We start from the raw sequence: 22,872 nt of genomic DNA, 5'->3' as shown, positions 1-22,872 counted from the left end.
TTATCCTAACCCTTTATAGTTATGGCAGCAAAAGAGTGTCCCAGATCAACGGTTTCTGGCATTGCGTTTGCCACCCAAACAACATCGGGAGCTATACGCTCATCTCGCTTAAGCGGCAATGTTATCTCAATATCACCCTGAGATACAGTAGCCACGCCCTCTAATTTCAATCTATCAGCCGTCTCCGGATTAATTTTTATACAGGCTATTTCTGCAGCAGCACAAGCTTGTAAAGCCTGAGCATGACGTACAATCATATCGGAACGGTACAAGGGCCACTCACCGACACGAATCAAATCTTGATTCGGCAGTGGCAATGACTCCGGATAATAAGGTTGATACTTTACCTCTGCAGCCATATTGACGAGTGATTTAATTTCCTGCAGCACGTCTTCTGATGAAAGGTAATCAAAATGTTTACATTGCAACAAGTTGCCCAATACTCTTAGTATTTTCCAGGCAGGTCTTGCTTCTCCGTGAGGAGACAATGCCCCTTTTACTGTTTGCCAAGTTCTGTTTACATTAAGATAAGTACCTGATGTTTCAGCATAAGGTGCTATCGGCAGTATTACATCCGCATAATCCTGCATTGACTCCTGTTGAAATGCAGATAGCATGACTACAAACTCAGCGCCCAGCATTGATTGACGAGCTCGATAAGGGTTGGCAAAATCATAACCCGGCTCTACTGCCAAAAGAAAGTATCCTTTTAATTTAGCATTCAGTGCAGCTTGCACATCCAGTCCGGGTGCTTCAATTTCCTTGGCTGCTGCTGCTCGATGAGGTAGCATACCTGCTAACCAGCCACCAGCACTATTTGAACCCGCTGTTAATCGTAAAACCCGAACTCCAAATTGCTCTATCTGCTTAATCAAGGTGCGTAGTAGGGAAGCATCTGGATGATTTTCACATAATGCTCCTGTAATAATGGCTGCATTAGGTTGTCGTAATGCATTTGCTATAGCCAAAATATGTTTATCAGGTTGCAGACCTAGCAGCAGTTTTTGAATCGCTTCAGGTAATTTACTAACATCTTCTGCCATTGCCAAAACCAGCTTCGCCACTTGTACAGACAATTCCTGAGGCGAAACAATAACCTTCTGTGTCAATTCAAAATGATACTCATAATCCACTGGATTAATAGCAAAAATCTTGGCGCCGTTACGAAATGCCTTGCGTACCCTTACACCAGCCAGAGGAACTTCGCGATGAATATTGCTTCCCAGTAAAAGAACATGACTTTGGTTCTCTAGCTCAGAATAATTCAGTGAGCTTTCAGGCATAGTAGCTTGTGTTGTCTGATCACGAAAATCTACTTGTTGAATCCGATGGTCTAAATTATTTACACCGAGTTCTCGCATCAACTTTTGCAATAAATAAAACTCTTCCAATGTTGATGATGGCGATGCGAAGGCTGCAAATTGCTCTGGACCATATTGCTTAATAACTCGGCTGATGCCTTCAGCAGTAAATTTCAATGCAGTTGACCAGTCTACTGTTTCCCATTGGCCATCACGCTTAATCATGGGCTGACTTGCACGCGCTTGATGCTTTAGCCCTAAATAACTGAAACGATCTCTATCCGACAACCAAGTTTCATTAATGGCCTCATTTTCCCGCGGAACAACACGCATAAGCTCATTGCGACGAATGTGTAAATGGATGTTAGAACCCAAACAATCATGTGGAGCAATACTGTCATACTGAACGAGCTCCCAGGCTCTGGCTGTAAAACGGAATGGTTTAGAAGTCAAGGCGCCAACAGGACAAAGATCAATAATATTACCTGAGACTTCTGAGGTCATGCTATGCTGTACATAAGTACCAATTTGCATTGCTTCACCGCGACCTGTGGCACCAAGCTCTCTTACTCCGGCAACTTCTTCACCAAAACGCACGCATCGAGTGCAGTGAATGCAGCGCGTCATTTCTGTGGAGATAAGCGAACCCAAATTGTCATCATCTACTGCTCGTTTGCTTTCTTCATATTCAGACGAGTCGTAGCCAAATCCCATTGAAATATCTTGTAATTCACATTCCCCACCCTGATCACAAATAGGACAATCAAGGGGATGATTTATAAGAAGAAATTCCATAACAGCTTCTTGTGAACGAAGCGTTTCCTCTGATTTAGTAAAAACTTTCATGCCATCGGTAATTGGGGTTGCGCAGGCGGGTACTGGTTTGCGGCCATTTTCAACCTCTACCAGGCACATCCGACAATTAGCAGCTACTGAAAGCTTCTTATGGTAGCAAAAGCGGGGAATATAAATTCCCGCTTCATCAGCAACCTCAATTATCATTTTACCGTTTTCAACTTCAAATGTTTTACCGTCGATTTCAATGGTAGCCATTGTTTAAACCTTCTCAATTATGCTGCGACGATCGAGCGTTTATGCTTAATGAAATATGCAAATTCATGATAAAAATGCTTTACGAAACTCTGTACGGGCCAAGCCGCTGCTTCTCCTAAAGCACAGATGGTACGTCCTTCAATTTTATCTGCCACGTTTGCCAGTTTTTCAATATCGCCTGGCTCTCCATGACCTTCCTTAATTCTGTGGATTAAACGAACTAACCAGCCCGTACCCTCACGACATGGCGTGCATTGACCACAGGATTCATCCATATAAAATTCAGAGATGCGATAAAGAGCATCCACCATGCAAGTAGTTTCATCCATTATAATCACTGCACCTGAGCCTAAACCGGAGCCTGCCTTTTGGATACTGTCATAATCCATATCCAACTCCATCATGACATCACCAGGTAATACTTTCATAGAAGTACCACCAGGGATAACTGCTTTAATCTTACGTCCTTCCCTTACTCCACCCGCTAATTCCAGCAATGTTTTAAATGGAGTACCCAAAGGTATTTCAAAATTACCAGGCTTATTAACATGACCACTAACACTAAAGCATTTCATACCACCATTGTTAGGTTTACCTAGTTTCAGAAACCATTCGCCTCCTTTTTCCATAATAACAGGGACAGAAGCAAAGGTTTCTGTATTATTGATGGTGGTCGGTTTACCATAAAGACCATAATTTGCAGGGAATGGCGGTTTAAATCGTGGCTGACCTTTTTTACCTTCCAAAGAATTCAATAAAGCCGTTTCTTCACCACAAATATAAGCGCCAGCACCTAAATGATTATACAAATCAAAATCAATCCCGGAGCCTAAAATATTTTTTCCAAGAAAACCAGCAGCGTAAGCTTCTTTTAGCGCCGATTCCATGCGTTGAAAGGGAAGCCAAAATTCGCCACGGATGTAGTTATATCCAACTGTAGCACCCATTGTATAACCAGCAATGGCCATCCCTTCTATTAATTGATGAGGATTTAACGCTAAAATTTCACGATCTTTACAAGTCCCTGGTTCACCTTCATCAGAATTACATACCACATATTTTTGAATCGGCGAATTACGATTCATGAAACTCCATTTAAGTCCAGTAGGAAATCCTGCACCACCACGTCCGCGTAGCGCCGATGTTTTAAGCTCTTCTATAATTTGTTGAGGCGGCGTCTGTTCTTTTAGAATGCGCTGCAATGCACTGTAGCCACCGATACTTTGATAAGCAGCCAACGTCCAGGGCTTGTCTAAGTGAAATGTTCGGTAACAGACTTGATTTAATTCAACCATGACAACTCACCTCTATCGTTCATTGGTACTGTTCCAAAACCTGGTCAATTTTCTCAGGGGTTAAATTTTCGTGATACTCTTTATCCACCTGCATCATTGGGGCATTTACACAAGCCCCCAAACACTCCACTGATCTTAAGGTATATTTGCCATCGGGCGTTGTTTCACCAAGTTTAATACCCAATTTTTTCTCTAAATGGTTAACGACTTTCGAGGAACCACAGAGTTTGCAAGAGATATTGGTACACACATTGATTAAGTGACGTCCAATTGGTTGATGTTCATACATCGTATAAAATGTAGACACCTCGTACACTGCAATGGCAGGCATATCAAGATAGTCTGCTACAGCATCCATTAACTCCGGCGTTAGATACCCGTGTTCTTCCTGGACTACCATTAAAGCCCGCATGACTGCTGATTGCTTTTCAGTAGCAGGATATTTTGCAATCCAATGATTAATTTCATCCATACCTGCGGATGATACAAATTGACGAAGTAATTTAGCTGAATTATCAGACATTGTTTTCTAACCCTAATACTAATTAGTTATGCAGGTAAAACCTGCTTAATCTAGCGATCAATTTCTCCAAAGACAATATCCTGGCTTGCCAGAATCGCCACACCATCAGCAAGCAAATGTCCACGCACCATTTCATCATAGCTGGATAAATGAGCAAATCCTGGTGCTCGAATCTTTAAACGATAGGGTTTATTCGCACCATCTGAAACCAGATAAATACCAAACTCACCCTTAGGGGCTTCTACTGGTGCGTATACTTCACCTTGTGGTAAGCAAAAACCCTCAGTATATAGCTTGAAATGGTGGATTAATGCCTCCATATCGTGTTTCATTTTTTCACGAGTTGGTGGTGTTATTTTGTGATCGTCAATTTTTATTGGCCCCGGATTTTTTCTTAGCCATTCAATACATTGTCTAATGATTCGATTGGATTGTCGCAACTCTGCAACCCGAACAAGATATCTGTCATAACAATCACCTGTTTTGCCCACTGGAATATCAAAATCAACTTTATCATAAGCTGCATAAGGTTGCTTTTTACGTAAATCCCAAGCAATCCCTGATGCACGAAGCATTGGACCCGTAAAACCCCATTGCAGTGCCATCTCCGGTGATACAATCCCAATATCAACTGTTCGCTGCTTCCAAATTCGATTATCGGTCAAAAGTGTTTCATACTCATCAACACGTTTGGGAAAACGTTCCGTAAAAGCCCATAAAAAGTCAAGTAAACTGCCATGTCGATGCTCATTCATTTTTTCTACTTCGCGCTCACTATGCCAACGCGATGGTTTGTATTGAGGCATTGAATCAGGTAAGTCACGAGCGACACCACCTGGACGATAATATTTCGCATGCATACGGGCACCAGACACAGCCTCATAGCAATCGAATAAATCTTCTCTTTCACGGAAACAGTATAGAAATACTGTCATTGCACCGATATCAAGGGCCGTGGCTCCAAGCCATAACAGATGATTTAATATCCGCGTAACCTCGTCAAACATTGTCCGTATATATTGTGCACGGAGTGGGATTTCAATATCCAGTAACTTTTCTATCGCCAGTACATAAGCATGCTCGTTACACATCATGGACACGTAATCCAAGCGATCCATATACCCCACATTTTGCACATAGGGTTTTGTTTCTGCTAATTTTTCTGTGGCCCGATGCAATAAACCAATATGGGGGTCAGCTCGAACAATAGTTTCACCTTCCAACTCCATAACCAGACGTAATACTCCATGTGCTGCTGGATGCTGTGGACCAAAATTGAGCGTATAATTTTTTAATTCAATCATTGCTCATCCCCCTGCTTTTTTGGCTCAAGATAGCGATTATCATTTCTTATTACTTTAGGTACGAGTATCCGGGGCTCTATCTCTACCGGCTCATAAATAACTTGTTGTACCCGCGCATCATAACGCATTTCTACATGTCCACTGAGGGGAAAATCTTTACGGAAGGGATAACCAATAAACCCATAGTCGGTCAAAATACGACGCAAGTCTGGGTGACCATCAAATAAAATGCCAAATAGATCATAAGCTTCGCGTTCAAACCAATTAGCAGATTTCCATATTTCATGCACAGAAGGAATAATCAAATGGGAAGCACTCAAAAAAGTCTTTACTCGTAGACGGTGATTCTTTACAGTAGATAATAAATGATAAACAACAGCGAACCGAGGTTTAGTAAGTGCGTAGGCTTTGGCTGCCTGTCGCTCCACGCCTCTTGAAAATCCATGTTCGGTAGCCGATTCAGTTTCCCAATCATATTCACCGTAAAGCAAATAATCTACACCACAAAGATCAATAAGTTGATTGAATTGAAATGCTTCATGATCACGCAATTGATAGAGCGCCGCTTTAATAGAATTGGCTTCACACTCTAAGGTAATCTCGTTATTATCCAAGTTTACCGATGAAATCAAGCCATCCAGTTCAGTTGTTAATTTTTCAGCCAAATTCATTAATTTTGTCATCTGATGCACCTGTGCTGGTCTTAAGCTTCAATTATCTGCTTGCGTCTAATCTTATTCTGCAATTGGATAATTCCATAAAGCAAAGCTTCAGCTGTTGGGGGACAACCTGGTACGTAGATATCAACGGGCACAATCCGATCGCAACCTCGAACTACAGAGTAGGAATAATGATAATATCCGCCACCATTAGCACAAGATCCCATTGAAATTACCCATCTAGGCTCAGGCATTTGATCATATACGCGGCGCAACGCTGGCGCCATTTTATTACATAAGGTACCAGCGACAATCATCACATCTGATTGCCGTGGACTTGGTCTAAAAATAATACCGAACCGGTCCAAATCGTAGCGGGCAGCACCAACGTGCATCATTTCAACCGCACAACATGCCAAACCAAAAGTCATGGGCCACATTGAACCGCTTCGCGCCCAACCTACCAGCTTTTCCACCGAGGTTGTAACAAAACCAGTTTTCTGCAATTCAGCTACAGCCATAGCAAGCCTCTATAAAATATCCGGGTTTAATAAACGTTATGGTCATTCCATTTAAAAAATGAATGAAGCTTACTCCCATTCAAGAGCGCCTCTTTTCCACTCATAGATAAAGCCAATTACCAACAGGCCCAAAAAGATCATCATCGCGGAAAAACCGAACCAACCAATCTTACGTAAAACTAAAGCCCAAGGAAAGAAAAAAGCCGTTTCCAAATCAAATATAATAAAAAGTATAGCAACCAAATAAAATCGAACATCAAAAGGAATATGAGAACTTTCGAAGGCACCAAAGCCACACTCGTAAGGAGCATTTTTGGCTGAGCCCGGATTATGTTTGCCAAACAGTGAACCTGCTGCCAACATCACAAGACCTATGATAAGGCCTATTACGATAAAAACAAGTATAGGTAAATATTGGGATAGCATCATTCCACATCGCTCGGATTAAATGGTGCCGAAGGCCGGACTCGAACCGGCACGGCTTACGCCACCGCCCCCTCAAGACGGCGTGTCTACCAATTCCACCACTTCGGCATAGTTAATTATTGTTTTCCACTCTTACTGCTATCAACCGGTACTGGAATTTTACTTTCCGGTACACTGGTTTGTTGAGGTATGACTTGCTGCGCTGACTTCTGGTATTGAGAAGATACCATGTACGACAGAGACAAACTCGTGACAAAAAATGTCAAAGCCAAACCGCCGGTTAATTTGAACAGGAAACTGCCTGTACCTTGGCTGCCGAACACCGTATTAGATGCCCCTGAGCCAAACGCCGCACCTATGTCGGCACCTTTACCATGCTGAATTAGCACCAAGCCAATTAAGACTATGGCAATCAGCACATGGATCATCAGAATCAATTGATACATTTTACAATATCCACAAACTGTTGTGCATTAAGTGATGCACCACCGACCAAACCACCATCCACATCTGGCATTGCAAACAATGCACTTGCGTTTTTTTCATTCACGCTACCACCGTAGAGTATAGACAATTGGCTGGCATCATTACGATTAATTTTTGCTATTAGGGCTCTAATGAAGCAATGAACTTCTTGTACTTGCTCCGGTAATGCAGTTTGCCCTGTTCCTATTGCCCATACAGGCTCATAGGCTACTACACAATGATTAAAACAATAATTATCAGTTTCAGTAACAGCTAATAATTGTTTAGTTATTACGCTTTCTGTTAATCCTTCTTTACGCTCTTCAAGCGTCTCACCAACGCAAAGAACGGGTATCATACCATGTTCTTTTACATGGTGGAATTTATCTGCAACAAATTTTTCGCTTTCACCAAATATTTGTCTACGCTCTGAATGACCGACCAGGACATAGGTGCAACCAAACTCCTTAAGCATAGAACCGGACACTTCTCCAGTAAATGCACCTGAATCTTGTGGGAACACATTTTGCGCTCCCCACTGAATAGCGCTTCCTCTTAATTCTTGCTGTACCAATTCCATATAAATAGCGGGTGGGCATACCAGACAGCTCGCGTGTTGAAGTCCTTTGGTTAATATTACTAACTGCTCACAAAGCGCTTTAACCTGGCGAATGTTGCCATTCATTTTCCAGTTACCAGCAACGATTTTTTTCCTCATTTATCCCCCACCGGATTACGGTGCGAGACTATACAGTAAAGTTTATTTAAATCCTAGTACTACTAATTATTTTTTCTTCTTTTTTGCGCTTTACTTGTCAAATTTTAGATCTAATTGACTCTTGTCAATCTAATTAGTTCAGTTAGAATCATTAGATAGGCGCAAGGAGGTGCTGTTATGAAAGATAAAATTGTGGACTTAATCAAGGAGCTGGCTAGTTTACAAGAATCCTACTCACTTGAAACTCTAACCTCTATTTTTGATAGTAAAAAAGAACTGTTTGTAGCCGATGTAAAGCTACCAGAACAATATACCTCATTTTGGTTTATATTGCGTAATATCTACTCGGAACTCGCTGTGTGGCAACAATTAGCGACTGAGCAGCAGTTAGAAACTGCTTTAAGAGTTGACATTTCCTCTTTCTCTGCTCAACTTAAAAAAATTAAATCCCGGCTCAATCACATTACAGAGGAACTCTTACAGCAAAAAGGCTACCTCTCTAGTTCCGGAGCTTTATTCGATGACTACAATGCTTATTTGCTTTCACAAAATCCTTTAATTGCTACCATGGTGCCTACCTCTCCTCAACAACAGCAACACGTACTTAGCAATTATTTAAAAATTCTTCAAGAGCAATTAACTACTATAACGCTGGATACAGCACGTCTTAATCTGGCAAATTTAATTCTTAAACGTAAAGAACTTAGTATAAAACTAAAGCAATTTAATGTGGTTGTCACTGACAGTTGTACTGATGCACCACTTCTCTATGACAAGCTCAAAGAACTTAAAGATCGTCTAATGAATCTTAAAACTGGTATCGATAAAGCACAACAAGAATTAGCGGAAAATATTTCTACCGAGGATATAAACCAGGAAATTAAAAATAAGACTAATCTAATCGAGAAAACAAAAGCAGAATTACTGAGTGTCGACGTAAAAATTAGCAGAAGTGAATTACCGTCCGATATAAAAGTAATGCTCCAAAGTGAGTACAGTCTCGCAGGCAATAAAGAGATTTTTCTTGCGGAACATGAGAGTCACTTAAGCTGGTCAAGCTCCCTTTTTAATCCCTATTCCTGGTATTCGTGGAGCACAGACACTGAATATAAAAACAAATTAAGTCGTTCACAGTCTGAATTTGATTATTTGCAACTGTTACATCAGAAAGAAGAATTAGCCACTCAAATTCAGCTGCTAACCCAACAACTTGTAAGTGCTCAGAATTTACTCACAACTTCATCAACAACTATGAGACTTTCTAATGATTTAACTCAGCTGCAACAATACACACTTCAGTTGCTCAATGAATATAATCCTAATTATAAACCTGCCACGCTCAATAATGTTTCCTTGCTGACAGAGATAATTAACACCGTAGGCCCTCTTAGCAGACAAATTGAAGAAACAGAGGAATCCTTACGATTACTTGTGCAATTAATACAGATTAACAGCTCCATTTTAGAAATAAGAACTACTAATGCCTTAACGGATGAAATCGACGCGTTAATGCCAAGCCCAGAAGAACTTACTCAATTACGTTTGACTGAGTTGGCTCGACAACAAGATACAGAAGTATTTCATGAAAAAATAAAAGCCTGTAATACTTCTCTAGCCAGTTTGGCTACTATTGCTGAATTAATGAAAGAACAAGAATTACTGCGCAAGGAAAAGGCAAGTCTGGAAACAGTGCTTAAAGCCAAAAAAGCGAAACTGCCGCAAACAACCAGTCCTAATTCTTTTGAAATTAAAGTTGCACCGATTAAGCACTCGATACAATTACAAATTGCTCACTTGGATGCTGCGCAGCGGACAATGCTCACTGAACCAGAGCACCCCTTGATTCAGGAGCAAGTAGTAAGTGAAAAATTCTCTAAATTAATTGCCTATCAAAATAGTCTTACGTCCTGGAATTGTGCAATAGTAGAAAATAGACATTTTTTCCCTGCTCAATTACAGGATTGGTATCAACAGCTCTATATTACACTGCAAATGAATGTAAGAGATGATATAGTCTGCCATCAGGCTTGCCAGCTGCTACGTGATATTTATTTTGAATTAAAAATAGCAAAAGAATCTAAAAATTCTCCAGTGCTTACTAAATACCAAACATTATGCCCGAAGCCTCAGTCCACATGGCAGTCCCTCATTGCCCTGAAACCAGGGCTTCCTTTACTACAAGAGGGTAAAAAGTTGACTGAGGTTCAACATTCGGTATTATGGAATCATTTAAAAAAACTTTATCAGCAGCAGCAATTACTGAACAAGAGCCATCCCAGAGAAGGGCAATTGTTACTGCAGGCTATCCAAAATTTGCATCAAGGCTGTTTATTATATGAAATAAACCCCAAACACCCTGCGCTTCAGCATTTACTCTCCAGTTTAGACGATCCACGCTATGAAATATTACAAAAGCATCGTGGCTTTCATAAAGTTTATGAGTGGATGGCAAAATTATGCTCTTTCTTGCTTGATTTAATAAAAAAGCCACAAGAAAAAAGCGATTATCGACTATTTTGCTTTTTTAAGCCCACAAAAACTGTCCAATTGCTACAGGATGCAACTATAGAATTGGCTAATTATACTATGAGCGCCGAATGATTTAGAAGAAACAAAAATTTCGACTCCTACATGTTGCGGCTTAACTTAACTCTAATCACTCTAAGTGGCTTGTGAGGTAAAATACTGCTTTTCAATATGCAGAATTTCATTGCTCAGTTGTTGAGATAAAGACTTGACCTTATTACCGTCTTTACCTTCGACCATCACTCTTAATAGAGGCTCAGTTCCAGAGGGGCGTAATAGAATACGCCCTTCACCTTGCCACTCATTACTAAGTTCAGCCACAATTTCCAACACTTGACGATGTTCAGCCAACTCTTTAGCATTTGCGGTTTTTATATTAATTAGTGTTTGTGGTAATAACTGAATACCTGCTGCCAATTCCTGCAAGTTTTTTTGTTGCCTTATCATAGAAGCCAATACTTGCAATGCAGCCACAATACCATCCCCTGTTGTGGTTTTATCCAGACAGACAATATGGCCAGAGGATTCACCGCCTATTTTCCAATCTTGTTTCCTTAAGCTCTCAAGCACATAACGATCCCCTACTTTCGTACGCAGGAATGGGATGTTTAATTCTGCAAGGGCCTTCTCCAAACCATAATTGCTCATTAATGTGCCAACAACGCCACCTGATAAAAGATTCATTTGCTGCCGATCTTTTGCAATGATATAAAGAATCTGATCACCATCCACTATATTTCCAACAGCGTCCACCAAAATCAACCTGTCGCCATCCCCATCTAAGGCAATACCAATATCCGCTCCTGTTTGTAAAACCTGCTGACGTAAAGCGTCAGGCGCAGTAGAACCACAGGACGCATTGATATTAAAGCCGTCTGGCTTGTTGCCTATGGCCAAAACATCGGCGCCCAATTCGTTAAATACATTGGGGGCAATGTGATAAGTGGCTCCATGAGCACAATCAACGACAATTTTGAGGCCTGTCAGACGTGTTAATGAAGAAATCGTTGATTTGCAAAATTCTATATAACGTCCAGCAGCATCATTAATACGTGCAGCCTTACCTAAATGTGCTGAGGGAACTATTTCCAAAGGTTTATCCATTTCAGCTTCGATAGCTAACTCCATTTCATCAGGAAATTTACTCCCATCATCAGAAAAAAATTTAATGCCATTGTCTTCAAACAGATTATGTGAAGCACTAATAACAATCCCTGCATTGGCACGTAAGGTTTGTGTTAAATAGGCTATACCGGGAGTCGGCATTGGCCCTAATAAACCTACATTTACACCTGCCGCAGAAAGACCCGCCTCTAGCGCTGATTCCAGCATATAACCTGAAACGCGTGTATCCTTACCAATAATTACTTTGCAATTGTTCCCCCTGGCAATGACGCGCCCCAACGCCCAGCCTAATTTTAAAATAAACTCCGGGTTAATAGTGGATAAGCCTACTCTGCCGCGAATTCCATCCGTACCAAAATATTTACGTTTCATCCTTCATACTCTCTAAATTATTGATGATTTTAGCTAAAGTGCATTTTGCGCCAAAATGCACTTACACTCAATAACGTCGCTAACACACTTCTATCGTAGGTGCTCTATTATAGTTCATTGTTTACAGCCTCATTATTAATAGCATCCAGCATTGCAAGAACCTGATGCGTTTCATCAACATCGTGTGTTCTTAGAATTGCTGTTCCTTGCAAGGCAGCAACAATTGCCATTGTTAACCCCCCCAGTAATCGCTGCTCTACCGGCTTTTGTAAAACAGCACCGATTGTTGTTTTACGTGATACACCTAACATGACGGGACGATTGTATTGATTAAAAGTGGCTATATTTTTAACCAGCCGCAAATTGTGTTGTGGTAATTTGCCAAAACCAAAACCAGGATCAAGAATTAAATTTTCAAACTTAATCCCTGCTGCCAAACATTGCTTTATTTTTTGCTGAAAAAAGAGATGCAACTCATCAAGTATATCCCGTTCATAATAAGGGTGTTGTTGCATCGTCATTGGCTCACCTTGCATATGCATCAGGCAAACTGGGACTTCAAGTTGTGCGGCAATCCGCAGTGACTCTTCTGCATTTAAAGCGGTGATATCATTGATCATATCAGCACCAACCGCAATTGCTTCCTTCATCACATGAGCTTTTGTTGTATCGATAGAAATACAACACTCTGTTTCTTCTCTTAATTTTTCAATGACCGGAATAACTCTGGACAATTCTTCCGCGCAACTCACGGGCTCAGCTCCAGGCTTGGAAGACTCACCTCCTATATCAATAATATCTGCTCCGGCCATTATCATACTAAGGGCATGCTTGATAGCGCTATCGCGCTGCAGATATTTTCCGCCATCAGAAAAAGAGTTAGGAGTTACATTCAGAACACCCATAATTAAAGGCTTTTGCTGATACAGCGTAACCGATTGCTGGTAGGACTGACACCATTGCTGAAACTGCATACTATTCATTGGATATCACAACATTAAATGACAGTAGATGCACCCAATATGGCTATCGAGTGCTTACTCTGAACTGCTAATGTTCGCCTGCCGGATGGTCAACAGGCTTACCGTTTATGGTTGTTGGGGTAGTATCGCCACCTTTCTTATCCTTATCAAGAAGCTTCGTAGCTTCCCAATCATCTGGAGGAGAAGGTTCCTGACCAGACATAATTTCCTGAATTTGCTTCGAATCAATGGTTTCATATTTAATTAATCCTTCAGCCATCAGGTGAAGTTTATCCATATTTGCCAAGAGAATTTCTTTAGCACGTTGATAATTTCTATCCACAATTTCTTTAATTTCGAGATCAATATTCTGGGCAGTCTTGTCAGAAATTTCTTTATGTTGATTTACTGTGCGACCTAAAAATACTTCGCCCTGCTCTTCACCAAACGTCAATGGACCAAGATTGGAGAGGCCCCAGGTGGTAACCATTTTACGAGCAATTTCAGTAGCGCGCATAATATCATTCGAAGCACCAGTAGTTACGCTTTCTGCGCCAAAAATTAGCTCTTCTGCAATACGTCCTCCAAAAAGACTGGATAGTTGGCTCTCCAAGCGGCGCTTGCTATGACTGTAGCGATCTTGCTCTGGCAAAAACATCGTCACACCCAGGGCACGACCACGAGGAATAATCGTTACTTTATAGACAGGATCATGTTCAGGAACAGAAAGGCCAACAATAGCATGCCCTGCCTCATGATAAGCTGTTAATTTTTTCTCATTCTCATCCATGACCATGGAGCGTCTTTCAGCGCCCATCATAATTTTATCTTTTGCTTTATCAAGCTCAATCATACCTACCTTGCGCTTATTGGCACGAGCAGCAAATAAAGCTGCTTCATTTACCAAATTTGCCAAATCAGCACCTGAAAAGCCAGGTGTTCCACGTGCAATAGGGAGTATTTCTACATCCTTATCAATGGGGACTTTCTGTAAATGGACTTTTAAAATTTGTTCACGGCCGCGAATATCAGGCAAAGGCACAACCACTTGACGATCAAAACGACCTGGACGCAACAAGGCTGGGTCAAGAACATCAGGACGGTTGGTAGCTGCAACCACAATAACGCCTTCATTACCCTCGAAGCCATCCATTTCGACGAGCAATTGGTTTAAGGTTTGCTCGCGTTCATCATGACCACCACCTAACCCTGCACCTCGATGTCTACCCACGGCATCAATTTCGTCAATAAAGATAATACAAGGAGCATTCTTCTTAGCCTGCTCAAACATATCTCGAACTCGAGAAGCTCCCACGCCAACAAACATTTCCACAAAGTCGGAACCCGAAATTGTAAAAAATGGCACCTTGGCTTCACCGGCTACTGCTTTTGCCAATAACGTTTTACCTGTCCCAGGAGGACCAACCAGCAAGACCCCTCGTGGAATGCGACCCCCTAAATTCTGGAATTTGGAAGGATCACGTAAGAAATCTACCAACTCTTTAACTTCTTCTTTAGCTTCATCAACCCCAGCAACGTCGGCAAAAGTCACCTTCACCTGATCTTCTCCCAGCAGGCGTGCACGGGAGCGTCCAAATGACATGGCACCGCGACCGCCGCCACCTTGCATCTGTCGCATAAAGAAAATCCAGACACCAATTAACAATAACATTGGGAACCAGTTAATGAAGAGATGTAACAGGAAGCTTTCCTGTTGTTTTTCCTGACCACTGATATCGACCTGATTTTTTAATAATTCGCCTAGCAAAGCGTCATCTTGCATCGGCATATAAGTGACAAAACGGTGATTATTTTTCGTAAGACCTTTAATGACTTTGTTGTCTTCAATGGTTACGGTGCTAATCATGCCTTGATCAACTTCCTTCAGGAATTTGCTATAGGAGATTTTTTCAGCGGATGTGTGGCGAGGGCCAAAATTACTGAATACTGAAACCAGCACTATTGCTATTATCAGCCACAAAAATAAATTTTTTACCATGTCGTTCAAAGCATTAACCTCGTTTTGTGACGTATTTCTACGAACGATAACGTTACTATAAATTATAGCCCTTCGCCAGCAAATAGGTTTCTCGCGAGCGAGAACGTGAAGCAGCAGGCTTACGAATGACTACTTTATCAAATTGCGCACGCGCTTGCTTTACCAATTCATCAAAACCAGCACCGTGAAAAACTTTCATTAATAAAGCTCCCCCTGGTTTTAGCATCTTGGCACCAAAATCAAATGCCAATTCAGCTAAATACATCGCGCGCGGAATATCAATTGCTGCCGAACCACTCATATTTGGGGCCATATCTGATAAAAGCAAGTCCACGCCATGCTCAGGAATTCTATTTATTAATTGCTGGAAAATTTCATCCTCACGAAAATCCCCCTGGATAAAATTTACTCCTGGTAATGAATCCATTGGCAAAAGGTCTAGTGCAATAATCGTGCCGCGTCCTTCAATTTTTTCAGACACATATTGCGTCCATCCTCCTGGAGCAGCGCCTAAATCGACGACAGTCATCCCGGGTTTCAACAAATGCTCCTTCTCATCAATCTCTTTTAGCTTATAAACTGCTCGACTACGGTAACCTTCTATTTGCGCTTTTTTTACAAAAACATCATCAAAATGCTCCTGCAGCCAACGTTTACTACTTTTAGAACGGGACATACGCTAATCATCTTACTCCAGATTCATTGAATGATACTGAAATTTACTACCTTTTCCCAGCAAAACGTGCAATAATTTGCCATTTAATTTAAGGATAGTCCCTATGGACACCGCATTTAGACAATCGCTAAAAGCAAAAGCCCATCACTTAAAGCCTGTTATTCTTTTGGGAGCCAAAGGTTTAACACCAGCTGTAGTAGACGAAACCAATGTCGCTCTAACCGCCCATGAATTAATTAAAGTTAAATTAAGTGGCATAGAAAAAGAAGAGCGGCAAACGATAGCTTCTGAACTTTGCCAACAGCTTAATGCCGAGCTGGTACAATTAATCGGCAACGTTGCCATTATTTATCGCAAAAATGAAGAGAATGCTTAATTCCTTCTTCTTTTACATTTTTTGCAGCTATCATTGAAATGGGTGGGTAACATTACCCATTCGCTATTTCCTTATCTATCTGTATCATTTTTTAAATCATTGCATTCCTCCTGACTGAATAAACGTGCAAGAATCTGAACTTATGGCTGCGTTGCAAAACCCTGAGGTATTTAAACGCTCTTTTGCAACAACGGATGATTTAGAGAGGGCTGTTACAGAATTTCCACAGCATCGGGAGAATCTAATTCATTCTCTTTTAAATAATTTTGATGAATTTAAACGTCTGCTCCCCAATAATAAAACTTTACGTGGTGCTACAACACTATTTCCCCATGTTATTCATTTTGTTTTGAATAACCCTCAGGAATTTAAACGTTTGTTTACAAGCAAATTTGATTTCTGGTGGACTATTGAGAAATTTCCACACAATGGCAAGATGCTGCTCGATTATCTCTTTAACACTCCCAGTGAATTTCAACGCTTTATTCCCAATAATCACATTTTACGCGCGACAGCGGCGGCATATCCTGAATATGCACAGATTTTAATAAATCATGTGATGAACCATCCAGAAGAATTAAAACGTCTTTTTGCAACTGCCTATGATTTGGACAATACTCTCCAGGAAATTCCGCTACATAGTGAAGTGATAATTTATTCGCTTTTAAAAAAACCTGAGGAATTTACACGGCTTTTTTCAAATGGCGATACTTTATATTACACTTCAGAAAAACTTTCCTGTTTTATTGAGCACGCGACGACTAACCCCACGGCGTTTAAACGACTTATTGCCAATACTAAAGATTTCCATCTTATTTTAAAACTGCTCCCCCAGTATACCGAAAAGTTAATGAATTACATCATGAATAACCCCGCAGAATTTAAACGTCTTTTTCCTAACAATGCTGAATTAAATGAAACCAAAACGCTGTTTCCCGAGTATGCTAACAGACTCACACAACAAAAGGATAGCTTAAAAAACCTGATAGAGATGCAAAAAAATGCCTTAATGCTCAAGCAAGCAAAAAGAACAGAGCATGCTTTTTTTGAAGCGATGCCAAACGAAACAATAGCAAATATTGTTACTTATACCAGTAACTTTTCGTTACTTAGTAAGGACGATTCGTTTAAAGAAGCTTCTTCTTTAATGGCGCAAAAATAGTGTGTGTCAAACATACACTCTCTCTTTTTTGTTTATTTTTATAGTAACCTTTGTGCTATATATGTAACATATCATTTCGACATTGAATATTATGAGATCACTAACTGCTCTTTTAATCTTAGCCAGTGTCGCAACCTTTCTCCTTGCCGGCTATTATTTAATTGAAGCCTGGCGAATCACCCACAATACCGTTGCCACAAGGGGAGAAGTCATCAGTTTCGTCGTTAAACCTTCACAAAACAATGTGGCTCGTGCAACGATGCTGCGTTACCCCATTGTACGTTTTAAGAATAAAACAGGCGATACAATAACAGCGACTGCGCATCTAGGATATTATCTCCATCAATATAAGGTTGGTGAGCATGTTCCGGTCCTCTATCACGTTCATAACTCCAATCATGTTGCGATCGGTAACCCCATTGCTATTTGGATACGTTTTGTTCTGGTTTTTATAGCAGCACTTTTCTTTACTGTGTTAGCTTGTGTCACGGCAATGACTCGAAATAAATAACCCCAATTCGCTAAATAATCGCTTGCAAATGAGAATGATTATCATTTATATTGATTATCTACCTGGATTAACACCTGTTGAACTTTTCCAGGCTCGTAAGTCAACGGTTTTGATGTACCTTACAACGGGGAGATTATTATGGCCTTAGCCTATGGTGACTTTCATGAGGTAACCCATCAACTTCGTTTTATGCTCTTTGAAATAGGCATTGGGCTTCCTCAGCAAACCATTGAATATTTTATTACGCAGGCTCATCGTGAGTGTCTGCGGCGCTTACAGCAAGCCGCAAGCCTTGAGGGATTAACTACCTCACCTATTAATAGTCATCACATCCATGATTTTATTGATCAGTTGCAAGAACAGCTTAAACACAAACAGCCTACTTTAAAATTTTTTAATTGGCAGGCATTTAAACACGAATTGGATGAAACAGTGGCTAATGAAGCCATGGCTCAAGCTTACCGCCAATGCTGGCAACTGGAATTAAGGAAGCAGGCAAAGCGCTTTTCCAATTTTTGGCAATGGTTATGCGAAAAAAACAATACCTATGAAATTTTACAGCTTTTAGAGCAATGGGGATGTATTGGTCACCCCTATTATCCAAATTTTCGCGCCAAAATAGGATTTAGCCGTCGTGAAGTTTTGCAGTACTCACCTGAATTTAATGCGCAAATTAATCTTCACTGGTGTGCTTTGCATCAACGACACACTTACCTTGCAGCACACAATCTTGGCTATAAGTCTTTAATAAGGAAACACTTCCCGAATGAATATCAACTTTGGCGAAATCATTTATTATTTAAGCAGTATAATCCTGATAATTATTTGCCTCTGCCACTTCACCCCTGGCAGTGGCGCAATCAGATTCAACAGCAGTTTTCGTCATTAATTGATAGTAAAGCGTTAATTTTGCTACCTCATCTCCAAGTGGTTAAACCGACCATGGCTTTTCATACAGTAATGCCGCAAGCAGCAGGCGCCTGCTACTTAAAGTTAGCAACAGCGGTGCAGACTGTTTCGGCAAACCATACAATCTCACAAGATTCAATAGACCATGGCTCCCTGTTGGCTCTTTGGCTTAATCACTTGCTGAAGAAACATGACAATTATCGACAGAGTCTGTTTATAGCTGCTGATGTAGCAAGTTTAGGTGTGAGTCCTACCCTGGTACCAGCATCCCAGTGCAAGCAACTTGCAGTAATCTTATGTGACAATCCGATGTCCAAGCAAAAGAATGGGCAAATTCCAGTGCCGTTGGGTGCACTCTTTGCACAATCACCACTCTCTGGTAAGCCGCTTTTTATCGATATTCTTAATAGCAGCGGAATAACACCTCACGCTTACTTTAAAGATTATTGCCAAAAATTATTGTCAGGCCAACTGCATTTACTGTTGCATTACGGCATTGCTCTTGAAGCCCACCCACAAAATACCTTAATTGTCTTTAGCAATCATCGCCCAGTGGCGCTGATTATTAAAGATTTAGAGAATGCCTGTCTTTGTCTGCACCGATTTTATGAGCATGTCTCAAAACCTAAACTTTCCCCTGATTCAAAGGTAATGACTGAAAATTTAAATGAACTTGTCAATAAATTTATTCATGGCAATTTTTTAAGCAATATAATGGGTTGGATTGATAATCTGAGCCATAATTATAGCCTTGCAGCAGATGATTTATGGCAGATTGTGCATGAAGAAGTGAGAAAGCAGCTGAAAGATTTTACTTCGGAAATTAATGTTGAACTTTTAAATTATTATAAATATCAATTGCTTGAGCGAGACTGGCGACCTTTCTCCTTATTGCCAATACGTCTTTCCAACGTCAGTAATGCATGTCTGGCACCTCCTATTTTTAATCCTCTTAGTCACCTGCGCTCCTCTAACAAACGTGACAGTCGCACAAGGATTGTATAAACTTGACAAAGTCACTTGCCTTGGTTATTACCAGATGGCAATAGCCCTAACATAAAATCCAAGTCAGATGAGGGTATGTTTAAGTTACCATTTCTAAGATATATACCAAATGCTCTTACTGTATTGCGTTTCGTATTAATAGTGCCATTTTTGGTCTTTTTGTACGAAAAGGAATATACGCGTGCTTTTTATTTATTTCTTATCGCAGGACTGACTGACGGATTCGATGGCTGGTTAGCCAGGCATTTTCAATGGCAGAGCACTTTAGGTTCATTTATCGATCCTATGGCAGACAAATTACTCGTGGCCTCCAGTTTTATTTCTTTAGCATTCATTGGTTCATTGCCCTGGTGGCTGGTTATTTTGGTGTTTTTACGCGACTTAACAATTTCTTTGGGTGTTCTGGCTTGGTATTGGTTTATTCAGCGTCAACTTAATTTTGAGCCAACGCGACTAAGTAAGATTAATACCAGCTTACAACTTGCTTTAGTGACTTTATGTCTTTTTGAATTGGCTTTTTTTACATTTGCGCCTTATTTAATAGAAACACTTATTTTTCTGACTGCAATAACCACCGCTGTAAGCTATTTGGACTATGTCTGGACTTGGAGCAAAAAAGCTTTCTCGCGGAATGCTTGACAAATGAATCAGCAATTGGCTTTAGCAATTCAATTAAATGATGAAGCGACCCTGAACAATTTCTGCTGGGACAATAATCCGTTGTTAAAGCAGCAAATCGAGAGGTGTTTGTCAGGCACGGGGGAACGATTATTGACCCTTTGGGGAAATTCAGGTTGTGGTAAATCGCATTTGCTACAGGCTTGTTGTCAAGCTCTGAATGGTCAAACAACAATTTATCTTCCCTTACAGATTTTAAAAGAATGGGGGCCGGAGAGCATTGAGGGCGTGGATAAGCATAATTATGTTGCTATTGATGACATTGATTTAATTGCTGGTGACGCAGCGTGGGAAGAGGCACTATTTCATCTTTACAACAAGGTACGTGACAATGAGGATACAACCTTAATCATCAGCAGTGGACAACCTCTGACGGCAATAAAAATAAATTTGCCAGATTTACGTTCGCGGTTGAGTTGGGGTTTAGTCATGCAACTTCATGAACTCAACGATGAATTAAAAATTAAAACCTTACAATTGCATGCACAACAGCGAGGTTTTAAATTACCAGTGAGTGTGGGACAGTTCCTGCTTAATCGATGCGGTCGTAACATGCATGATTTGCAAATCACGCTACATCAATTGGATGAAGCTTCCCTGGCAGCTCAACGTAAAATTACTATTCCTTTTGTGAAGTCAATTCTCAATATTTAACGCTGTCACACAGGCCAGTATTATTAACTTTTAAGGCCCCTATACTGCTCATAAATAATCATTTGCAGTTTTTTCCAAGGGTTGATTAACCAATTCAGAAGACCACAGATCATTTAATGATTTGGTTTTTCTTAATAATGTCTCACCAAAAAAGGTTTGATTAGCACTGTATCGTAGTGCCACAGTCGGCTTTTTATCAACAATAGCACGATTTGCTGCAGTAGCCTGAGTGGACTTAACTCCAACTAAGGACTCTTGCAATGATTTTAATTGAGTCTGCAAGCGTTCTATTTCTGTCAGCAGTTCACTATTACGTGATGCAAAAGCAGTGGCTTGTAGAGATAAGGCATTTTTTTCTGACTCAAGACCAGCTATTTTTTGGGTTAACTCTTTTTTCTCTTCGTTAAGTATCGTAGTCGTGTTTAATGGAGTAATCTTTTCTTCAATATTGCTCAATAGAATTTGCAATTTTTCTGTCTCACGATCTACCACTTTAGACTTGCATAATGCATCAATTTTCTCTTTATCCAATCCTTTCCAACGGCTTATAAGATTTTCTATTCCGGGGCGTTCTACAAACCAATAAACACTAAAGGCAGCCAAGCCAACGACAACACTGGCAAGTATAACAGGCCAGAAGGTTGCAGCAACTGAAGTAAGAAATAAACCGGCAATTGCCAAGGCCACTGTTTGACCTGCAAAAAATCCACCACTAAAAAAGATAATACCAGCGACTGCGGCTGTAGCCATTCTTGCGATTTTCAAATAGGGATTGTTTAGAGCTTCCTTAAGCTTGTTCCGGGATTCATTTAACGCTTGATGCCTTTTAAGAAGCATTTCTGCCAGTTTTTTGTCCTCTTCTAATTGTAGTTGGGTTTTATTTCCCGGTTTTGAAAGTTCGTAGCGTATAGCCTTAATTTGTTGGAACTCATCAAGTAACACATCCAGAAGTTTCGGCGCATCCCCTTTCTTTACACCTAAATTTTTGGAGATCTCAACCAAGTCAAAACTATAAAATACAATGATTGAAAGCACGGAAAATAAAGTACCCACCGCAAAAATAGCAATGGTTGGAACGGAGGAAAAAATACCCATGATAGCTGTAACACCATCAAAACCCTCACAACCAAAATAGAGAGTTCCGGCTATCGCTAAAAGAAGGTATTTGGCCCGGCTTAACCAACTCATAGGCTTTTCTTTTTTCTTAGGTTTGGAAGGCTGAAGTGACTCTTTAAAATCTTTTAAAAGAGAGGCATTTAAAGAAGCAACTAAAAATGCCGTCTCTTCATCAGTAGTAGTTTGTTGAACTTTTTCAAGCCAACTGAGCAGTACTGCTTTCTCTATTGTCGTTTGTTGTTGAAATATAGCGGTAAGTTCGGAATTTTTTGACAATCGAGAAATCAAGTCTTGGCTTGTGGTACTCAGTAGAATGGCCATGATTGCATTTCCCCCTAACGCGAAGTTCAGCCTTCCCTAGATACTTACGGGCATAATCTCCCTATAATACTGTTAATTTATTAACCAAATATTAAGCAGGCTAAAAAAAGGCGAATTTTTATATAAATTTTTGTAAATGTATATTTTTATATTGCTGCTCAGGAGAAGCATTAATTCATCTTATTTTTGTGTTAGTAAATTGCACCGACATTTCA

Annotated in this window: 21 protein-coding genes and 1 tRNA gene; 7 read left to right on the top strand and 15 right to left on the bottom strand. The window is 40.4% G+C overall.

Features of this window, described 5'->3' with window-relative positions; translation table 11 throughout:
• Window positions 1–5: 5 nt before the first annotated feature.
• The 10 genes from nuoG to tpiA all read right to left on the bottom strand — a co-directional run bounded on the left by nuoG (window position 6) and on the right by tpiA (window position 8,265).
• Window positions 6–2,354, bottom strand: coding sequence for an NADH-quinone oxidoreductase subunit NuoG (gene nuoG / locus clem_RS01430; protein WP_094089980.1), 2,349 nt, complete (start codon window positions 2,352–2,354; stop codon window positions 6–8).
• Window positions 2,355–2,371: 17 nt separating this feature from the next.
• Complete coding sequence (nuoF, locus tag clem_RS01425; RefSeq protein WP_094089979.1) at window positions 2,372–3,649, bottom strand: NADH-quinone oxidoreductase subunit NuoF; 1,278 nt, start codon at window positions 3,647–3,649, stop codon at window positions 2,372–2,374.
• A 19-nt stretch (window positions 3,650–3,668) separates the two neighbouring features.
• A complete protein-coding gene (gene nuoE / locus clem_RS01420) occupies window positions 3,669–4,172 on the bottom strand; it encodes an NADH-quinone oxidoreductase subunit NuoE (protein WP_094089978.1) in 504 nt (167 codons plus the stop codon).
• A gap of 50 nt (window positions 4,173–4,222) precedes the next feature.
• Entirely contained in the window at window positions 4,223–5,476 is a 1,254-nt protein-coding gene (locus tag clem_RS01415) for an NADH-quinone oxidoreductase subunit D (protein WP_094089977.1), read from the bottom strand.
• On the bottom strand, window positions 5,473–6,159 hold the full coding sequence (locus clem_RS01410) for an NADH-quinone oxidoreductase subunit C (protein WP_094089976.1): 687 nt from the start codon (window positions 6,157–6,159) through the stop codon (window positions 5,473–5,475). The genes clem_RS01415 and clem_RS01410 overlap by 4 nt, the downstream gene beginning before the upstream one ends.
• Before the next feature lie 20 nt (window positions 6,160–6,179).
• On the bottom strand, window positions 6,180–6,656 hold the full coding sequence (locus tag clem_RS01405) for a NuoB/complex I 20 kDa subunit family protein (RefSeq protein ID WP_045107077.1): 477 nt from the start codon (window positions 6,654–6,656) through the stop codon (window positions 6,180–6,182).
• 69 nt (window positions 6,657–6,725) lie between these two features.
• Window positions 6,726–7,082 (bottom strand): NADH-quinone oxidoreductase subunit A, encoded by a 357-nt coding sequence (locus clem_RS01400; RefSeq protein WP_094089975.1) that lies wholly within the window; start codon window positions 7,080–7,082, stop codon window positions 6,726–6,728.
• 23 nt (window positions 7,083–7,105) lie between these two features.
• Window positions 7,106–7,190 (bottom strand) — tRNA-Leu (locus clem_RS01395).
• A gap of 8 nt (window positions 7,191–7,198) precedes the next feature.
• Window positions 7,199–7,528, bottom strand: coding sequence for a preprotein translocase subunit SecG (gene secG, locus clem_RS01390; protein WP_094089974.1), 330 nt, complete (start codon window positions 7,526–7,528; stop codon window positions 7,199–7,201).
• Window positions 7,516–8,265, bottom strand: coding sequence for a triose-phosphate isomerase (gene tpiA, locus clem_RS01385; protein ID WP_094089973.1), 750 nt, complete (start codon window positions 8,263–8,265; stop codon window positions 7,516–7,518). The genes secG and tpiA overlap by 13 nt, the downstream gene beginning before the upstream one ends.
• Window positions 8,266–8,442: 177 nt before the next feature.
• Between tpiA and clem_RS01380 the strand changes: the two genes are divergently transcribed.
• A complete protein-coding gene (locus clem_RS01380; protein ID WP_094089972.1) occupies window positions 8,443–10,866 on the top strand; it encodes a coiled-coil domain-containing protein in 2,424 nt (807 codons plus the stop codon).
• 60 nt (window positions 10,867–10,926) lie between these two features.
• Here clem_RS01380 and glmM read toward each other — a convergent pair whose 3' ends face one another.
• The 4 genes from glmM to rlmE all read right to left on the bottom strand — a co-directional run bounded on the left by glmM (window position 10,927) and on the right by rlmE (window position 15,925).
• Window positions 10,927–12,288, bottom strand: coding sequence for a phosphoglucosamine mutase (gene glmM / locus clem_RS01375; protein WP_094089971.1), 1,362 nt, complete (start codon window positions 12,286–12,288; stop codon window positions 10,927–10,929).
• A gap of 107 nt (window positions 12,289–12,395) precedes the next feature.
• Window positions 12,396–13,271: a dihydropteroate synthase gene (gene folP / locus clem_RS01370; protein ID WP_094089970.1), complete on the bottom strand. Its 876-nt coding sequence runs from the start codon at window positions 13,269–13,271 to the stop codon at window positions 12,396–12,398.
• Window positions 13,272–13,338: 67 nt separating this feature from the next.
• Complete coding sequence (gene ftsH, locus clem_RS01365) at window positions 13,339–15,249, bottom strand: ATP-dependent zinc metalloprotease FtsH (RefSeq protein WP_198333216.1); 1,911 nt, start codon at window positions 15,247–15,249, stop codon at window positions 13,339–13,341.
• Between the two features lie 55 nt (window positions 15,250–15,304).
• Window positions 15,305–15,925, bottom strand: coding sequence for a 23S rRNA (uridine(2552)-2'-O)-methyltransferase RlmE (gene rlmE, locus clem_RS01360; RefSeq protein WP_094089968.1), 621 nt, complete (start codon window positions 15,923–15,925; stop codon window positions 15,305–15,307).
• 103 nt (window positions 15,926–16,028) lie between these two features.
• Between rlmE and yhbY the strand changes: the two genes are divergently transcribed.
• The 6 genes from yhbY (at window position 16,029) to hda (ending at window position 21,220) form a co-directional block, all read left to right on the top strand.
• A complete protein-coding gene (yhbY, locus tag clem_RS01355) occupies window positions 16,029–16,301 on the top strand; it encodes a ribosome assembly RNA-binding protein YhbY (RefSeq protein ID WP_094089967.1) in 273 nt (90 codons plus the stop codon).
• Between the two features lie 124 nt (window positions 16,302–16,425).
• On the top strand, window positions 16,426–17,463 hold the full coding sequence (locus tag clem_RS01350) for a hypothetical protein (RefSeq protein WP_157698141.1): 1,038 nt from the start codon (window positions 16,426–16,428) through the stop codon (window positions 17,461–17,463).
• Between the two features lie 91 nt (window positions 17,464–17,554).
• On the top strand, window positions 17,555–17,974 hold the full coding sequence (locus clem_RS01345) for a DUF3592 domain-containing protein (RefSeq protein WP_094089965.1): 420 nt from the start codon (window positions 17,555–17,557) through the stop codon (window positions 17,972–17,974).
• Between the two features lie 138 nt (window positions 17,975–18,112).
• Window positions 18,113–19,888, top strand: a complete 1,776-nt coding sequence (locus clem_RS01340; protein ID WP_094089964.1) for an IucA/IucC family protein — start codon at window positions 18,113–18,115, stop codon at window positions 19,886–19,888.
• 75 nt (window positions 19,889–19,963) lie between these two features.
• Window positions 19,964–20,527, top strand: a complete 564-nt coding sequence (locus clem_RS01335) for a CDP-alcohol phosphatidyltransferase family protein (RefSeq protein ID WP_094092235.1) — start codon at window positions 19,964–19,966, stop codon at window positions 20,525–20,527.
• 3 nt (window positions 20,528–20,530) lie between these two features.
• Window positions 20,531–21,220 (top strand): DnaA regulatory inactivator Hda, encoded by a 690-nt coding sequence (gene hda / locus clem_RS01330; protein WP_094089963.1) that lies wholly within the window; start codon window positions 20,531–20,533, stop codon window positions 21,218–21,220.
• Window positions 21,221–21,268: 48 nt separating this feature from the next.
• Here the strand turns inward: hda and clem_RS01325 are convergent, their stop codons facing one another.
• Window positions 21,269–22,657, bottom strand: a complete 1,389-nt coding sequence (locus clem_RS01325) for a coiled-coil domain-containing protein (RefSeq protein ID WP_094089962.1) — start codon at window positions 22,655–22,657, stop codon at window positions 21,269–21,271.
• Window positions 22,658–22,872 lie beyond the last annotated feature (215 nt).

Source organism: Legionella clemsonensis, assembly GCF_002240035.1.
Classification (GTDB): Bacteria; Pseudomonadota; Gammaproteobacteria; order Legionellales; family Legionellaceae; genus Tatlockia; species Tatlockia clemsonensis.
This window is presented reverse-complemented; position numbering and strand designations above follow the sequence as displayed.

Coding starts and splice junctions, on each gene's coding strand:
- hda (WP_094089963.1), top strand. CDS start 20,531: ATGAATCAGCAATTGGCTTTAGCAATTCAATTAAATGATGAAGCGACC.
- tpiA (WP_094089973.1), bottom strand. CDS start 8,265: ATGAGGAAAAAAATCGTTGCTGGTAACTGGAAAATGAATGGCAACATT.
- clem_RS01405 (WP_045107077.1), bottom strand. CDS start 6,656: ATGGCTGTAGCTGAATTGCAGAAAACTGGTTTTGTTACAACCTCGGTG.
- clem_RS01380 (WP_094089972.1), top strand. CDS start 8,443: ATGAAAGATAAAATTGTGGACTTAATCAAGGAGCTGGCTAGTTTACAA.
- glmM (WP_094089971.1), bottom strand. CDS start 12,288: ATGAAACGTAAATATTTTGGTACGGATGGAATTCGCGGCAGAGTAGGC.
- rlmE (WP_094089968.1), bottom strand. CDS start 15,925: ATGTCCCGTTCTAAAAGTAGTAAACGTTGGCTGCAGGAGCATTTTGAT.
- clem_RS01400 (WP_094089975.1), bottom strand. CDS start 7,082: ATGCTATCCCAATATTTACCTATACTTGTTTTTATCGTAATAGGCCTT.
- clem_RS01325 (WP_094089962.1), bottom strand. CDS start 22,657: ATGGCCATTCTACTGAGTACCACAAGCCAAGACTTGATTTCTCGATTG.
- secG (WP_094089974.1), bottom strand. CDS start 7,528: ATGTATCAATTGATTCTGATGATCCATGTGCTGATTGCCATAGTCTTA.
- clem_RS01345 (WP_094089965.1), top strand. CDS start 17,555: ATGAGATCACTAACTGCTCTTTTAATCTTAGCCAGTGTCGCAACCTTT.
- clem_RS01415 (WP_094089977.1), bottom strand. CDS start 5,476: ATGATTGAATTAAAAAATTATACGCTCAATTTTGGTCCACAGCATCCA.
- clem_RS01340 (WP_094089964.1), top strand. CDS start 18,113: ATGGCCTTAGCCTATGGTGACTTTCATGAGGTAACCCATCAACTTCGT.
- nuoG (WP_094089980.1), bottom strand. CDS start 2,354: ATGGCTACCATTGAAATCGACGGTAAAACATTTGAAGTTGAAAACGGT.
- clem_RS01335 (WP_094092235.1), top strand. CDS start 19,964: ATGTTTAAGTTACCATTTCTAAGATATATACCAAATGCTCTTACTGTA.
- ftsH (WP_198333216.1), bottom strand. CDS start 15,249: ATGGTAAAAAATTTATTTTTGTGGCTGATAATAGCAATAGTGCTGGTT.
- clem_RS01410 (WP_094089976.1), bottom strand. CDS start 6,159: ATGACAAAATTAATGAATTTGGCTGAAAAATTAACAACTGAACTGGAT.
- nuoF (WP_094089979.1), bottom strand. CDS start 3,649: ATGGTTGAATTAAATCAAGTCTGTTACCGAACATTTCACTTAGACAAG.
- nuoE (WP_094089978.1), bottom strand. CDS start 4,172: ATGTCTGATAATTCAGCTAAATTACTTCGTCAATTTGTATCATCCGCA.
- folP (WP_094089970.1), bottom strand. CDS start 13,271: ATGAATAGTATGCAGTTTCAGCAATGGTGTCAGTCCTACCAGCAATCG.
- yhbY (WP_094089967.1), top strand. CDS start 16,029: ATGGACACCGCATTTAGACAATCGCTAAAAGCAAAAGCCCATCACTTA.